Origin of the sequence: Leisingera aquaemixtae (genome assembly GCF_001458395.1) — a bacterium.
GTDB classification, from domain to species: domain Bacteria; phylum Pseudomonadota; class Alphaproteobacteria; order Rhodobacterales; family Rhodobacteraceae; genus Leisingera; species Leisingera aquaemixtae.
The window spans coordinates 225,687-239,383 of sequence record NZ_CYSR01000021.1 but is presented as its reverse complement, the minus strand read 5'-3'; the positions used below and the strand labels follow the sequence as shown (position 1 = coordinate 239,383).

The window sequence follows — 13,697 nt, the reverse complement described above, 5'->3', positions numbered from 1 at the left end:
GCCTTATCGCCAAAGGGGGGCGGGAGGTCTAGCGGTGTGTCCTGAACAGAAGGCTGTTGATTTAAGGCATAGGGCTGCAGAGGCCCGCGGGGTGGCGCGAATGCGCCGCCCCATGGGGGCGGGCCTTCCAGCCCGGCTTTCAGCCGGGCGGTACAGACATCGCAACCAATGCGCCCCATTGCGCTTCCTCCCACTGCGCAAACCGCACCAGCCGCGGCGGATTTGCCGCCTTCCCTGCGGCGGCGTCTGATGTAGGGTGCGCGCCAGACGGCAGGGGCTGGACTTTGCGGCGCCGCTTGCGCCAAGGTCCGGCCATCACGACAGGAAGGCACGCATGGATACCGAACAGCTGACGCAGAAAATCCTCGATGGCGACCGCCGGGCGCTGGCCCGTGCCATCACCCTGGTGGAAAGCGGCCGCAAGGATCACCGCGCCAAGGCGGGCGAGCTGTTGTCGGAGCTGGCAAAACACAAGCGCCAGTCGCTGCGCATCGGCCTGTCCGGCACGCCCGGCGTTGGCAAATCCACCTTCATCGAAAGCTTCGGCATGATGCTGACCGGGCTTGGCCTGCGGGTGGCGGTGCTGGCGGTCGATCCCAGTTCGGCGCGCTCCGGCGGGTCCATTCTGGGCGACAAGACCCGGATGGAACGGCCCAGCCGGGACAAGAACGCCTTCATCCGCCCGCCCCCCAGTCAGAGCCCCCTGGGCGGCGTCGCCCGCCGCTCCCGCGAGGCGGTGGCGCTGTGCGAAGCTGCTGGGTTCGACGTGGTGCTGATCGAAACCGTCGGCGTCGGCCAGTCGGAAACCGTGGTGGCGGAGATGTCGGATCTGTTCCTGCTCTTGCTGGCGCCCGCGGGCGGCGATGAGCTGCAGGGCGTGAAGCGCGGCATCATGGAAATGGCCGACCTCATCCTGGTGAACAAGGCCGACGGGCCGCTGAAACCCGTCGCGACCCGCACCTGCGCCGATTACGCAGGCGCCCTGCGCCTCTTGCGCAAGCGCCCGCAGGACCCGGAGGGCTTCCCCAAGGCGCTGATGGTGTCCGCGGTGGAAGAACACGGGCTGGACAGGGCTTGGGAGGAGATGCAGGCGCTGGCCGCCTGGCGCCGGGAGAACGGCCACTGGGAGCGCCGCCGCGCCGATCAGGCTTGCTACTGGTTCGATCAGGAGGTGCGCCAGGCGCTTTTGGCGCGGCTGGAAACACCGGACGCCAAGGCGCAGATGGCAGAGCTGGCAGGCACAGTTGCGAGCGGCGGCAAAAGCCCGGGCGAGGCGGCGCAGATCATGCTGCAGGCGCTGGGCGCCGCCTGACGCCGCCTGACGGGGGCAAAAAGGGCGGCTGCAGGGGCTTGCAGCCGGCCGGAAACGGGTGCAGTAAGCCCGGCAAGAAAGCTGAGTTGAATCACTTGACGCTGTTGCCGGTTGAGCGTAAGAGCAGCGGACCAGTTTTCGGGCGCAGCCAATGGCCGCGCCCCTTGTGATTTGGCGCCGGACTGCCAGCGCCTCCAGAAACGAAGGATGAAGATATGTCGCGCCGTTGCGAACTGACCGGAAAAGGCCCGATGACTGGCAACAATGTCAGCCACGCCAACAACAAAACCAAGCGCCGCTTTCTGCCCAACCTGAACGACGTGACCCTGCAGTCCGAAGTTCTGGGCCGCGGCGTCAAGCTGCGCATCTCCGCAGCTGCCCTGCGCTCGGTCGACCACCGCGGCGGCCTGGACGCGTTCCTGGCCAAAGCCAAGGACGAAGAGCTGTCGGCAAACGCGCTGAAAGTGAAGAAAGAGATCGCCAAAGCACAAGCCGCTCAGGCTTAATTTCCTGGCCTGATCCCTTCACCGGATCGGATTACGCACACCGCGCAGGGGCCCCCTTGCGCGGTGTTTGCGTTTGCGCAATCTGCCGCAGGGTTGCGCCTTGCAGGGGCCGCGCCGCGGGGGCATATCTTGCGGTGATGATCCGTGCCTTGCGCATATCCCTTGGCCTGTTCCTGGCCCTGACGGTCACCCTGACCGCCCACAGCGCCGCCGCCCGGCAGGGGGAGCGCGATGCCGCAGGCCAGATGGTGATCTGCACCGGCACCGGCCCGGTCACCATCTATGTCGACAGCGAGGGCCAGCCGGTTAAGCCGCCGCACCATTGCCCGGACTGCGTGATGCATGTTCTGGACGCGGTGATGCAGCCTGCGGGGCTGGTGCTGCCGGTTGCGGTTTCCAGCAAAGTAGCTGCCGTGCGGACAGCTGCGCTGCCCGCGGTGCAGCAGATCCTGCGTGCCACCGCCCGCGCGCCGCCGGCCATCGCCTGACCGGCCAAGCACACCACCAATTTCAATACCGAATACCTACCAGGAGGAGACAGGATATGTCCCTGAAGTCTGTTGTCTTTGCAGCCGCGGCTGCTGCTGCCTTTGCCACCTCTGCCTTTGCGGGCGATGCCATGATCATGGTGCACGGCCAGTACGCGCGGGTGTCCTCGCCGGCTGCCAAGGCCGGTGCCGCCTTCATGGAGATCATCAACAAGGGCGAAGCCGATGATCAGCTGATCGGCGTGCGCTCCGACGTGGCGGCCAAGGTGCAGCTGCACACCCACAAGGAAGGCGGCGACGGCGTCATGAAGATGATGCATGTGGAGGAAGGCTTTGCCGTGCCCGCAGGCGCCACCCATATGCTGCAGCGCGGCGGCGACCACATCATGTTCATGGGCCTGAAGCAGCCGCTGAACCACGGCGATGTGGTGAAGGTCACGCTGGTGTTCGAGAAGGCCGGCGAGGTCGAGATCGAGGTGCCGGTCGATCTGGAGCGCCAGGACGGGGGCCATGGAAGCATGGATCACTCCACCCGCACCAACTAGGGCCCGCAGGGCAGGGCGGGCGCGGCGTCAGGCTGCGCCGCAGCCCTCCTTCGCGCCCAAAGCCCGCCCTTGCGGCGGGCTTTTTTGGTGTTTGGGGCTAGCGGAGCAGCTCCGCCACCCAGGCGGGCACGGTTTCGCTGGCCGGGCCAAAGCGGCGCTCGCCAAAGCGGGAGGCGGCGGCGGAGGGTTCCAGGTTCAGCTCCACCGTAAGCGCGCCCGCCAGATGCGCCTCATCGACAAAGGCTGCGGCGGGGTAGACTTCGCCGGAGGTGCCGATGGCGGCAAACAGATCCGCCTCCGCCAGATGGGCATAGATCTCCTCCATGAAATACGGCATCTCGCCGAACCAGACCACATCGGGCCGCCCCGCAGGCGCCGCGCAGGCGGGGCAGGGCTGGCCGGTCTGCATCTCCAGCGGCGCAGGCCAGCGGTGGCCGCAAACCGCGCAGAGCGCGCCTGCCAGCGTGCCGTGCATATGCAGCACCTGCGCGGCCCCGCCCGCCTCATGCAGGGCGTCGACATTCTGGGTGACGATCACCACCTCGCCCGGATGGTCCGCCTGAAGCTGCGCCAGCGCCTGATGCGCCGGGTTGGGCTGCGCCTTTGCCGCCTGCGCCCGGCGGGCGTTATAGAAGCCATGCACCAGATCCGGGTTGCGCGCGAAGCCTTCGGGCGTTGCGACATCCTCGATCCGGTGCTGCGCCCAGAGGCCGCCCTCGTCGCGGAACGTGCCCAGCCCGCTTTCGGCGGAAATCCCGGCGCCGGTCAGTATCACTGTCTTCGCGCTCTTTTCCATTGCCCTGAAACCCCCTATCACTGCTCCCGTCCAAAGGAGCCGTTTGCCAATGCCTACCCGTATTCTGTTTGTCTGCCTAGGAAACATCTGCCGCTCCCCGGCGGCGGAGGGCGTGTTCCGCGCGCTCTGCCCGGAAGCTGAGACCGACAGCGCCGGCACGGCGTCCTACCACGTGGGAGAGCCGCCCTACGGCCCGATGCAGGCGGCGGCGCGGGCGCGGGGGCTGGATCTCTCGGACCTGCGCGCGCGGCAGTTCCGGCGCGCTGATTTCGGCAGCTTCGATCTGATCGTCGCGATGGATGCCAGCAATCTGGAGAACATCGAGGCCCTGCGCCCGGCAGGCAGCGAGACCCCGGTGCGCCTGTTCACCGATTACGCGCCCGAAACCGGCGCAGACCATGTGCCGGATCCCTATTTCACACGTGATTTCGACGGCTGCCTGGACCTGATCGAACAGGCCGCAAAGGGGCTCAAGGCGGCGCTCTGATTACTCCGCAATCACCCGGAAGCCGCCTGCCAGGAACGGCAGCTGCTGCACCGCCGGGTCGATCATCTTGCTTTGCACCAGGCGGCGCACGGTTTCGGCCACATCGCGCGGCACCCGGTCGGCCCAGTCGGCGGCAGTGAACAGCGAGATCGTCCGCGACATCTCGCCAAAGGGCAGCGGGAAGGCGTCGATCTGGTCGTGGAAGCGCCCCGCGCGCATAAAGCCCAGCGGCGTGGTGATCGCCCAGCCGATCCGCCGTGCCACCATCGCCATCAGCGCCAGATGCGAGCCGACCTCGAACCGGTCCTCGACCTCCAGCTTCTGGCGGCTCAGCAGCGCCTCGATCTGCTGCGAGATCAGCTGCTCGCGGGCATAGCGCAGGAACGGCAGGCCTTGCAGCTGCTCCGCAGCCTGCGCCGCGTCCGAGACCGCACCGCGCGGCGCCACCAGGATGAAGGGATCGCGCACCAGCGGGTATTCCACCAGCCCCTCGTGCAAGCCCCCGGCAGTGGCGGCGACGGCGATATGCAGCTCGCGCGCCTCCAGCGCGCGGATGATGTCATGGCTGGAGGCGGTGATCATCTTGAACCGGCACTGGGTCAGGCTGTCGGCCAGGATGGTGGCCAGCCGCGGCGTGAGGTCATTGTCGAAGTCGTCGATCAGCCCGATCGACAGCGCCTGCAGGTGGGACAGGTCCATCACCGTCAGCTCGCTCTGCGCCAGCCGCAGCTCGCCCAGCACCGCCTCGGTCCGCGACAGGAAGCTGCGCCCCGCCGCCGTCAGCACCATCGGTCGGCGGCCATGGTCGATCAGCTCGCTGTCCAGCGCCTTTTCCAGGTTGCGCATCTGCTGGCTGACGGCGGGCTGGCTCAGGCCGGTCAGCTCAGCCGCCTGCGCCACCGAGCCGGTCTTGGCCAAAGCCTCGAACACTTCCAGCCCGCGCAGGGTAACACCTTTGATCAACATATGAACTGCTCCAATACCTTGCGCCGTTCTTTCCGGTTTGGGGCAGTGCGGTCAAGAGGGGCGGGGCCGAGGCTCCGGCCCGCTGCGAAAATGCCGCAGCGCGAATGTATCAAAACGGCAAAAAGGCGCCCCCGGGGGACGCCTTGGCACTCTTTGGGCAGGCGGCGCGGCTCAGCTGCAGCTGCGCGCCGCGTGGTCGCCAAAGGCCTTGTAGCGCTGCCACAGCCGCTCGTCATTGCGGTTGCTGGACTGGCGCACGACCTGGGCCTTGTGCGGGTCGGCAAACCACTTGGAGACGGTCTTGCGCTCCGAGCGTGTCAGGCTGCGGTTGGCGACATTCTGGATGCAGCTGCACAAGGACGGCGTCGCGGCGGTGCGGTCCGACTGGCGGCAGGCGCGCTCAATGGCGCCGGCCGAGACGCCTGCGGGCGCCAGTGCTGCGAGAAATCCTGCGCAAAGCGCGGCTGTCAGGAAAGGTTTCATCTGCTCATGCCCCGGTTCTTGGCAAGCGGGTCTGATGCCCGCGGGAATGGCCCGCAGTATGGCGCAAGCCGGGGCGCGTTTCAATCGTGGTGAACGGGGTGTTTCAAAGCCGCCGGAGCGCTGCGGCTTGCAGCGCTCCAGCGGTCTGGCGCTCAGGTCTGGTTCGGCCCGCGCATGGCGCGCACGGCCTGGCGCACGGCTTTCCAGTCTGCGGCTTCGGCGTCCTTGCCGGCTTCTTCGCATTCACGCATTTTCTGCGCGGCTTCGGCCTCGGCCTTGTCGCCATGCGCGCTGTAGAGCGCGCGGGCATACTCAGCGGCTTTGATTGCATCCATGCGGGTCGTCCTCCTTTGCTGTGGTCATCACCCGTCAGCGGGGCGCGCGTCTCGCGGTAGGCATGGAGTATAGCGCATTTTGGCCGGGCGTGCAGGGAGCCGGGAGAATTTGAGGGGTTCGGGAGGTGCGGGGAGGGCAGGGACCAAAGACCGTGCAGCAAATCAGAGGGCAGCGCCCGCCCGTTTTGCCGGAGGCAAACCTTTGGTTTGACGGGGCGGATCTGGCGCTGCCCGGCGGTGCCGCCGGGCGGGGGCTCAGATACCACCCAACCGAATGGCCAATTGTTCGAGGATGTCCCGGTACAGAAGCAGCAGATGCCCGACGCCAAATTTCAAAGACACCCATGCCAAACCCAAAAGCGCCAGAACTGCTGCTGCCCATGTGGCAGACCACAGCGCAGCCAGCCCCAGCACTGCGGCTACTCCACCCGGCACTGAACCGGTATGGGCGGCATCAATTGCGGCGGCCAGCCCGCGCCGCCAGCGCAGCGGCACAAAGCATTGCAGGCTGACCGCCGCGAGTCCCAAATGATAAAAGGTCGGCAGCGCCGTGGAAAACAGCATCGCATAAAGCCACCAGTACTGCTGGACATTGCCGGCATTGCGCAGCAGCCCGTTCAAGTCAACCCAGCCGATGCCGGTTATGCTCTCAATTATTGCCACGACATAAACCAACGTGGCACCCAGCCCCAGAAACAACGTCAGCGCAAGCAGTGCGTCCAAAACGGCGTATAAAACCGGCCAGCCGTGCAACCCGCGCTGTGTTAATACCAGCGTTACCCCATAGCTAATTGCGTCAAACAGCGCGTTGATCAGCGGAAGCACGCCGAGAAACATGAATATGCTGGTTGTTCGACCTGCTTTGTCTCCCAAGGTTTCCCACGGGAGCCAGAAAACGCTTGCGCAAATGGCTGCTGCCGGAGCCGCAACTGCAAGGATCGCGGCAGCTTTCCCTCGGTCGTTCTTTTTGAGCTTTAAGGTTGCGAGCGCGAATGCGATTGCGATTGTGGCTGCGAATGCAGTTGCGAATGCAGTTGCGAATGCAGCTGCGGCTGCGGTTGCGAGTGTGAATGCGGTTGCGTATGCGAGTGCGGCTGCGGTTGCGAATGTGATTGCGATTGCGGCTGCGAGTGCGGTTGCGAGTGTGGCTGCGAGTGCTATTGCGATTGCGAGTGCGCCTGCGAATGCGGCTGCGGCTATCGGCAGGTTAAGTAATAACAGTATTGACAATAACAACGCTAGGCCTACGAGAGTCAGCCAGCCCGGAACACTTCTTACAAACCGTTCCGGGCTGGCTGACGCCCATTTTGATAAAGAAACAATTGAAACGAAAAGGGCCATCAAGCCAATCGTCGCATAGCCTTTCCAGGCTGGGTCGGCGGCCGGGATCAGTACAATTTCGCCCAGCCGTCCAGAGCCGCCGCTTAACCCCCAGTGCAGCAGTAGCAGCGCAACCGGATAGATCACGGCGAACAGCAACGACCGTAACAGCAGCCCGAAGGTGAATGTGCTGCGCAGCAATTGCAAAAAACCGGCTTTGGGGTCAGGCTCCGCGGTCTGAAAAAAACGCTGCAGATACGGCAGGTTCGCCGTCAGAACCGTGTCATAAAGCGTGCGGTAACGGGGTTCTGACAGCGCTGTCTTGATGTGAACTGTATGGTTTATGCTGTGAATCTTGAGAAGTGCAAAAACCGCTGTTCCCAGGAAAATCGCAGCTAATCCTGCCAGCCAGATACTCTGAGCGACGCCGATTGGCAGGGCAATGATGGCTATGATCAATCCAAGAACAGCGAAAATGTGACCAGTCGGCAAGTTGCCAGTGGCTGATCCCGGCTGTTGCCCGTTGCTGCTCATGATTTTCGCCTCAAATTTACTGCCGCTTTAACAGGTAGTCGTGTCAACCACGCTTGACCAAACCCCGAATCCAAATCATATGCCTCAGCATGACTGACCTCGCTCACATCCGCAATTTCTCCATCGTCGCCCATATCGACCATGGCAAATCCACCCTCGCTGACCGGCTCATCCAGGAGACCGGGACGGTGAAGGACCGCGACATGAAGGAACAGTTGCTCGACGCCATGGACATCGAGCGCGAGCGCGGGATCACCATCAAGGCCAACACCGTGCGCATCGACTACACCGCGCAGAACGGCGAGACCTATGTCCTGAACCTGATCGACACCCCCGGCCACGTCGACTTTGCCTATGAGGTCTCCCGCTCCATGCGCGCGGTCGAGGGCTCGCTGCTGGTCGTTGACTCGACGCAAGGGGTGGAGGCGCAGACGCTCGCCAACGTCTATCAGGCCATCGACGCCGATCATGAGATCGTGCCGGTGCTGAACAAGATCGACCTTCCCGCATCGGACTGCGACCGGGTGGCGGAGCAGATCGAGGATGTGATCGGCATCGACGCGTCCGGCGCCATTCAGGTGTCGGCCAAGACCGGCCAGGGCATCCGCGAAACGCTGGAGGCGATCGTCCAGCACCTGCCGGCACCCAAGGGCACCCGCGACGCGCCGCTCAAGGCGATGCTGGTCGACAGCTGGTACGACAGCTACCTCGGGGTGATCGTTCTGGTCCGCATCATGGACGGCGTCCTCAAAAAAGGCATGCGGGTCAAGTTCATGTCGAACAACACCCTGCACCACGTCGACCGCATCGGCGTCTTCCGCCCCGCCATGCAGGCGGTGGACGAGCTGGGGCCGGGCGAGATCGGCTTCCTCACCGCCTCGATCAAGCAGGTGCGCGACACCCGCGTCGGCGACACCATCACCAACGACCGCAACGGCACCGAAAAGGCGCTGCCGGGCTTCAAACCCGCTCAGCCGGTGGTGTTCTGCGGCCTGTTCCCGGTCGACTCCGCCGAATTCGAGGACCTGCGCGACGCCATCGACAAGCTGGCGCTGAACGACGCGTCCTTCTCCTTCGAGATGGAAACCTCCGCCGCCCTCGGCTTCGGCTTCCGCTGCGGCTTCCTCGGCCTTCTGCACCTCGAGGTCATCCGCGACCGGATCGAGCGCGAATACGATATCGAGCTGATCACCACCGCGCCCTCCGTGATCTACCACGTCTACATGAAGGGCAAGGACAACGAGCCCGGCGAGATGATCGAGCTGCACAACCCCGCCGACATGCCCGACCCCTCCAAGGTCGACCACATCCAGGAGCCGCGCATCAAGGCGACCATCCTGGTGCCGGACGAATACCTGGGCGACGTGCTGAAGCTCTGCCAGGACCGCCGCGGCATCCAGATGGATCTCTCCTACGCCGGCTCCCGCGCCATGGTGGTCTATGACCTGCCGCTGAACGAGGTGGTCTTCGACTTCTACGACCGCCTGAAATCGGTGACCAAGGGCTATGCCTCCTTCGACTACCAGATGATCGGCTACCGTCAGGACAACCTGGTGAAAATGTCGGTGCTGGTGAATGACGAGCCGGTGGATGCGCTCTCCACCATGGTCCACCGCGACCGGGCCGAGATGCGCGGCCGGGCGATGTGCGAGAAGCTCAAGGAGCTGATCCCGCGCCACATGTTCAAGATCCCGATCCAGGCCGCCATCGGCGGCAAGGTGATCGCCCGCGAGACCCTCTCGGCGCTGCGCAAGGACGTGACCGCCAAATGCTACGGCGGCGACGCCACCCGGAAGCGCAAGCTTTTGGACAAGCAGAAAGCGGGCAAGAAGAAGATGCGCCAGTTCGGCAAGGTGGACATCCCGCAGGAAGCGTTTATTTCAGCCCTTAAAATGGACAGCTGAAGCTGTCCATTTTAAGGGACGGCGGGCGAAAGCGGTTGGCGCAGCCAATTGCGGGCCTGCACAGGAGTGTTCTGCGGCGGAAACGAGACCTTTTCAAACGGTTGCAACACGGGGCTTCGGCCCCGTTGTTTGTTGCCGTCCTATCCACTGTCCCGCCCGGCCGAGAGGCCGGGCAGCGCCCGATCCGCCCTCACGGGCGGGCGCGGCCCTGCGGTAATTTTCCAAGGTTGCCATGATGGTTGGCTGCGAATTCTTTGCGGGAGTGGCGCAACAAATTTCACACCTTGTGGGTGAGTGAATTTCCGCTAGTCTGAGTCAAAATTTTCGAGGCTGGCATGTATCTTATGTATGTTGATGAAAGTGGTGATCCCGGCAACAATGTTTTGCAAACTAGGTACTTTTGCCTGAGTGCCATCGTAGTTCACGAGAGTGAGTGGCGGCAGTTCATTGATGGGTTGGTGTCTTTTAGAAGAACTATGCGCGGTGTTTATGGGTTGCCTCTCCGCAGTGAGTTGCATGCAGTAGAGATGATTAGGAAAAACAAGTTTGGCATCGCGAAACATGACCGATTGGCGATTTTAAGAAATTACCTCGATGAGCTTGCCAAGATGAATACAATTTCTGTTACGAACATTGTTGTTGATAAGCAGGGGAAACCCTCTGGATACGATGTGTTTTCTTCTGCTTGGCGTACTTTGTTCCAGCGGTTCGAGAACACACTAACACATGGAAACTTTCCTGGTGGCTACAAGCGATCCTTCGGAAAGGTTTATACGGACGCAACGTCAGGAAAAAAGTTAACTCAGCTTGTTCGAAAGAAGAGCGTCTATAATCCGGTGCCAAATAGGTTTGGTGGCGGGTATCGTAACATACCAATTCATAGAGTTATAGAAGACCCAAGCGAAAGAGACTCGCAAACTTCCCTGGGTATTCAGTCCTGTGATGTCTGCGCCTACTTTCTTCATCAGAAACTGGACCCAAATGCATACATCAAGAAGAAGTCTGCCAAAAATTACTTCAATAGACTTGATCCAGTACTGAATAAGAACGCATCGTCGGTGAACCCACAGGGGATTGTGATGCTCTGAAATAGTAAGGGCGAGCGGTCTCCCGCTCGCCGGTACGATCCTACTAACCGGTTGTGCCGGGTTTCAGATCATACTTAAGATATAGGTGGAGTCGCTTAAAAAACCAAGCGGAATGTGGGCTGCAGTCCCTATCCAAGCACTAAACATAATCTGTTAGTGTCGACGATTTTGTTGTGGAAGTATGCCACTGTTTTTTCAGAGAAAGTAGCGCCCGCCCCGCCCCCCCGTCATGCCGGAGGCGTGCTTTCAGCACGAAGCGGGCACTTCGCTTCCCGCCCCGCCGGGCCGGGCGCTGCCCTCCGCGTGCTGATCGAATTTTGCAAAATCCGAGCTGCCAAGACGCTGCATTCCAACAGGCGGCTACCTGCTGTCCGTAGGGTGGGCAATCTTGCCCACCATCCACCGCGCCCATGCGCCACTCTCCGCCCATCCGCCGCCGCCCCGCAACTCTCCGACTGTAAACGCACCCATTCCGTGTTATCCTCACCTCCGTTCATCTGGGGAGGATAACACCATGAAACATCTGACTTTGGCCGCCGCGATCGCGCTCTTGGCGTCTCCAGTGCTGGCCGGGCAATGCCCCGCCGACATTGCCGCCATCGACGCCGCACTGGCGGCCGGAACCGAACTGTCGGAGGCTGATCTGGCAACGGTTCAGGAACTGCGCGACGAGGGCCAGGCCCTGCATGACAGCGGCGATCATGACGCCTCGGTTCAGACCCTGGCCGAAGCCAAGACGCTGCTGGGCATCGAATAACCCGCAACAGAAAACGCCCGGCGGCAAACCGGGCGTTCCCAAGCTGCTAGTCCGGTCGGTTTACAGCGCGTCCTGCACGTCCTGCGCGGCGCCGCTGATCGCCTGGCCGGCCTTGGAAATGTCGCGCCCCGCGCCCTTGGTGGTCTCGCAGGCCGCCAGGCCCAGCAGCATCAGCGCACATGTGAAAATCCGGATCATCGTCGAAGGCTCCTCATCTCTGCTCAAACCCGTCGGCAAATGTCTAGCAAGCCGCCCCGGCGCAGGCCAGCGGATTTCCAGGCCGGCGGATTTGCGGGGCAGGCAAGGAGCTTGAGCCAGGTCAAGGCCGGGGCTCCGGGGCCGGGCTACTCTGCGCAGGACATTACAGGAGGCAGACATTATGGATCTTTCCACCCGCAAACAGGCGCTGGAGGCGCGCCGCACTGAGCTGACCGGCCATCTGAGCGAGGTTGAGCACACGCTGGACGCGCCGATGCCCAAGGACTGGGAGGACCGCGCCTCCGAGCGGCAGGGCGATGAGGTGCTGGAAAGCCTCGGTAAGGCGGAACTGGACGAATTGCGCCGGATCGATGCGGCGCTGGCCCGGATCAAGGCGGGCACCTACGGCATCTGCGCGTCCTGCGGCGAGATGATTTCGGACGCGCGCCTGGACCTGCTGCCCGCCGCGCCGCTGTGCAAGACCTGCGCCGCGGAGGAAGCGGGCTGAGCCCGCGCCCGCGGCCCCTGCGGGGGCCGCTGGGGTTTACCAAAAATTTGCAACTTATAAGGTAGTGCAATCCTTCGAAATCGCGGGCATATTGATCTGGATCAAGGCTGTGGCTTTGACCTTGCGGCACGTTGCGCGAAAATTGAGCTGGAGGGTATGGACTGTGAACTTTTCCACCAGAAAACAAACGCTTGAGGTGCGCCGGATGGAGCTGGCGGGGATTCTGTCGCAGACCGGACTCGCGGCGGAGGCGGCCGCGGCCTATGCCGCGTCCCGTCTGCAGCGGGCACCGGCCGCCGGGGTGCCGGCCAAGGCCAGCCTGGACGAGCTGCGCCGCATCGACGCGGCGCTGGCCCGCCTGCGCGAGGGGTCATACGGCTTCTGCCAGATCTGCGGCGACGATATCGCCGACGACTGGCTGGACCAGCGCCCGGCCTCGCCGTTCTGCAAAAGCTGCGCTGCCTAGCCGGGGCAGGGCGCAGCCGCACGGGCCGCGCGCCCGCATCTGCCGGAAACCATAAGCTTCTCACAGCCAGCGGCCGCCCGTCCCGCTGGCTGCTGCCGTTTGCGGCGGGGGCGGCGGCGGCGCGCCGCGGCAGCGCTGCACCAGTCGCGGCTTTCGCGCCAAAGGCCCCGTTGCCGTGCCTGCCGGGATGTGCCACAACCTGATGCAACAGACTGAACACATGAGTTTAGCAAATGCCTGATTTCGCCGAACGCCGCCGTATGATGGTGGACACCCAGATCCGCCCGTCGGATGTCACCAAATACCCGATTATCGAAGCCATGCTGGCGGTCCCGCGCGAGCAGTTCGTGCCCGCCGCGCAGCGCGAAGCGGCCTATGCCGACCAGAACGTGAGCCTCGGCGGCAGCCGCGTGCTGCTGGAGCCGCGCACCCTGGCCAAGATGCTGGATGCGCTGGACATCCAGAAGGACGAACTGGTGCTCGATGTGGCCTGCGGGCTGGGCTATTCCACTGCCGTTGCGGCGCGGGTGGCGCAGATGGTGATCGGCGTCGAGGAAGACGAGGATTTGGCGGAGGACGCCCAGACGCTGCTGTCCGAGACCGGCGCCGACAATGCGATCGTGCACACCGGCCCGCTGGCGGAGGGCGCGGCCGAACACGGGCCGTATGACGTGATCCTGGTGCAGGGCGGGGCAGAGGAGCTGCCGGCGCCGCTGCTGGCGCAGCTCAAGGACGGCGGCCGGATTGCGGCGCTGATGATGACCGGCGCGCTGGGCGAGGTGAAGATCGGCTACAAGAGCGGCGGCGGGATTTCCTGGCGGTTCGACTTCAACGCCGCCGCGCCGGTGCTGCCGGGCTTTGCTGCTGCGCACGAATTTGCGCTCTGACCGCACCGGTCGGGCACGGCGGCTGACGGGGCGGGGCCGCCGCCACAGGGGAGAGGCCGGACGCCGGTGACGCTGGCGCCTGGACACGGACAACTCACCGCGGCTGGCGGCGCGGCA

At 63.7% G+C, this 13,697-nt stretch carries 17 protein-coding genes; 11 read left to right on the top strand and 6 right to left on the bottom strand.

Annotated elements, in window-relative coordinates:
• The first annotated feature begins 334 nt into the window (after positions 1-334).
• The 4 genes from meaB to PHA8399_RS09660 all read left to right on the top strand — a co-directional run bounded on the left by meaB (position 335) and on the right by PHA8399_RS09660 (position 2,851).
• The gene (gene meaB, locus PHA8399_RS09675; protein ID WP_058285939.1) at positions 335-1,312 is read left to right on the top strand and encodes a methylmalonyl Co-A mutase-associated GTPase MeaB; all 978 of its coding nucleotides are present in this window, start codon (positions 335-337) and stop codon (positions 1,310-1,312) included.
• 215 nt (positions 1,313-1,527) lie between these two features.
• Positions 1,528-1,818, top strand: coding sequence for a 50S ribosomal protein L28 (gene rpmB / locus PHA8399_RS09670; RefSeq protein WP_019296104.1), 291 nt, complete (start codon positions 1,528-1,530; stop codon positions 1,816-1,818).
• A gap of 137 nt (positions 1,819-1,955) precedes the next feature.
• Complete coding sequence (locus tag PHA8399_RS09665) at positions 1,956-2,306, top strand: DUF2946 family protein (RefSeq protein ID WP_244270187.1); 351 nt, start codon at positions 1,956-1,958, stop codon at positions 2,304-2,306.
• Positions 2,307-2,362: 56 nt separating this feature from the next.
• The gene (locus tag PHA8399_RS09660) at positions 2,363-2,851 is read left to right on the top strand and encodes a copper chaperone PCu(A)C (protein ID WP_058285937.1); all 489 of its coding nucleotides are present in this window, start codon (positions 2,363-2,365) and stop codon (positions 2,849-2,851) included.
• Between the two features lie 97 nt (positions 2,852-2,948).
• Here the strand turns inward: PHA8399_RS09660 and PHA8399_RS09655 are convergent, their stop codons facing one another.
• Positions 2,949-3,647: an NAD-dependent deacylase gene (locus tag PHA8399_RS09655; RefSeq protein ID WP_058285936.1), complete on the bottom strand. Its 699-nt coding sequence runs from the start codon at positions 3,645-3,647 to the stop codon at positions 2,949-2,951.
• 49 nt (positions 3,648-3,696) lie between these two features.
• Here PHA8399_RS09655 and PHA8399_RS09650 point away from each other — a divergent pair, with 49 nt between their 5' ends.
• A complete protein-coding gene (locus PHA8399_RS09650) occupies positions 3,697-4,134 on the top strand; it encodes a low molecular weight protein-tyrosine-phosphatase (RefSeq protein WP_058285935.1) in 438 nt (145 codons plus the stop codon).
• Here the strand turns inward: PHA8399_RS09650 and PHA8399_RS09645 are convergent, their stop codons facing one another.
• The 4 genes from PHA8399_RS09645 to PHA8399_RS22555 form a co-directional block, all read right to left on the bottom strand.
• The gene (locus PHA8399_RS09645) at positions 4,135-5,100 is read right to left on the bottom strand and encodes a LysR family transcriptional regulator (protein ID WP_058285934.1); all 966 of its coding nucleotides are present in this window, start codon (positions 5,098-5,100) and stop codon (positions 4,135-4,137) included.
• A 171-nt stretch (positions 5,101-5,271) separates the two neighbouring features.
• Positions 5,272-5,583: a hypothetical protein gene (locus tag PHA8399_RS09640; protein WP_058285933.1), complete on the bottom strand. Its 312-nt coding sequence runs from the start codon at positions 5,581-5,583 to the stop codon at positions 5,272-5,274.
• 152 nt (positions 5,584-5,735) lie between these two features.
• On the bottom strand, positions 5,736-5,918 hold the full coding sequence (locus tag PHA8399_RS09635; RefSeq protein ID WP_008555705.1) for a hypothetical protein: 183 nt from the start codon (positions 5,916-5,918) through the stop codon (positions 5,736-5,738).
• A 255-nt stretch (positions 5,919-6,173) separates the two neighbouring features.
• Positions 6,174-7,772 carry a hypothetical protein gene (locus PHA8399_RS22555; protein ID WP_058285932.1) on the bottom strand — a complete coding sequence of 533 codons (1,599 nt, stop codon included), beginning with the start codon at positions 7,770-7,772 and terminating at the stop codon, positions 6,174-6,176.
• Between the two features lie 89 nt (positions 7,773-7,861).
• Here PHA8399_RS22555 and lepA point away from each other — a divergent pair, with 89 nt between their 5' ends.
• The 3 genes from lepA to PHA8399_RS09620 all read left to right on the top strand — a co-directional run bounded on the left by lepA (position 7,862) and on the right by PHA8399_RS09620 (position 11,521).
• Positions 7,862-9,676: a translation elongation factor 4 gene (lepA, locus tag PHA8399_RS09625; RefSeq protein WP_058285931.1), complete on the top strand. Its 1,815-nt coding sequence runs from the start codon at positions 7,862-7,864 to the stop codon at positions 9,674-9,676.
• Between the two features lie 344 nt (positions 9,677-10,020).
• Positions 10,021-10,764 carry a DUF3800 domain-containing protein gene (locus PHA8399_RS21960; protein WP_158509258.1) on the top strand — a complete coding sequence of 248 codons (744 nt, stop codon included), beginning with the start codon at positions 10,021-10,023 and terminating at the stop codon, positions 10,762-10,764.
• A 514-nt stretch (positions 10,765-11,278) separates the two neighbouring features.
• Entirely contained in the window at positions 11,279-11,521 is a 243-nt protein-coding gene (locus PHA8399_RS09620; RefSeq protein ID WP_058285930.1) for a PA2433 domain-containing protein, read from the top strand.
• A gap of 60 nt (positions 11,522-11,581) precedes the next feature.
• Here PHA8399_RS09620 and PHA8399_RS21955 read toward each other — a convergent pair whose 3' ends face one another.
• Positions 11,582-11,719, bottom strand: coding sequence for an entericidin A/B family lipoprotein (locus PHA8399_RS21955; protein ID WP_024089362.1), 138 nt, complete (start codon positions 11,717-11,719; stop codon positions 11,582-11,584).
• A gap of 181 nt (positions 11,720-11,900) precedes the next feature.
• Between PHA8399_RS21955 and PHA8399_RS09615 the strand changes: the two genes are divergently transcribed.
• From PHA8399_RS09615 to PHA8399_RS09605, 3 genes are all read left to right on the top strand, one after another.
• On the top strand, positions 11,901-12,227 hold the full coding sequence (locus PHA8399_RS09615) for a TraR/DksA family transcriptional regulator (RefSeq protein ID WP_058285929.1): 327 nt from the start codon (positions 11,901-11,903) through the stop codon (positions 12,225-12,227).
• A gap of 163 nt (positions 12,228-12,390) precedes the next feature.
• Complete coding sequence (locus PHA8399_RS09610) at positions 12,391-12,693, top strand: TraR/DksA family transcriptional regulator (RefSeq protein ID WP_058285928.1); 303 nt, start codon at positions 12,391-12,393, stop codon at positions 12,691-12,693.
• Between the two features lie 233 nt (positions 12,694-12,926).
• The gene (locus PHA8399_RS09605; protein WP_058285927.1) at positions 12,927-13,580 is read left to right on the top strand and encodes a protein-L-isoaspartate O-methyltransferase family protein; all 654 of its coding nucleotides are present in this window, start codon (positions 12,927-12,929) and stop codon (positions 13,578-13,580) included.
• The last annotated feature ends 117 nt before the right edge of the window (positions 13,581-13,697 follow it).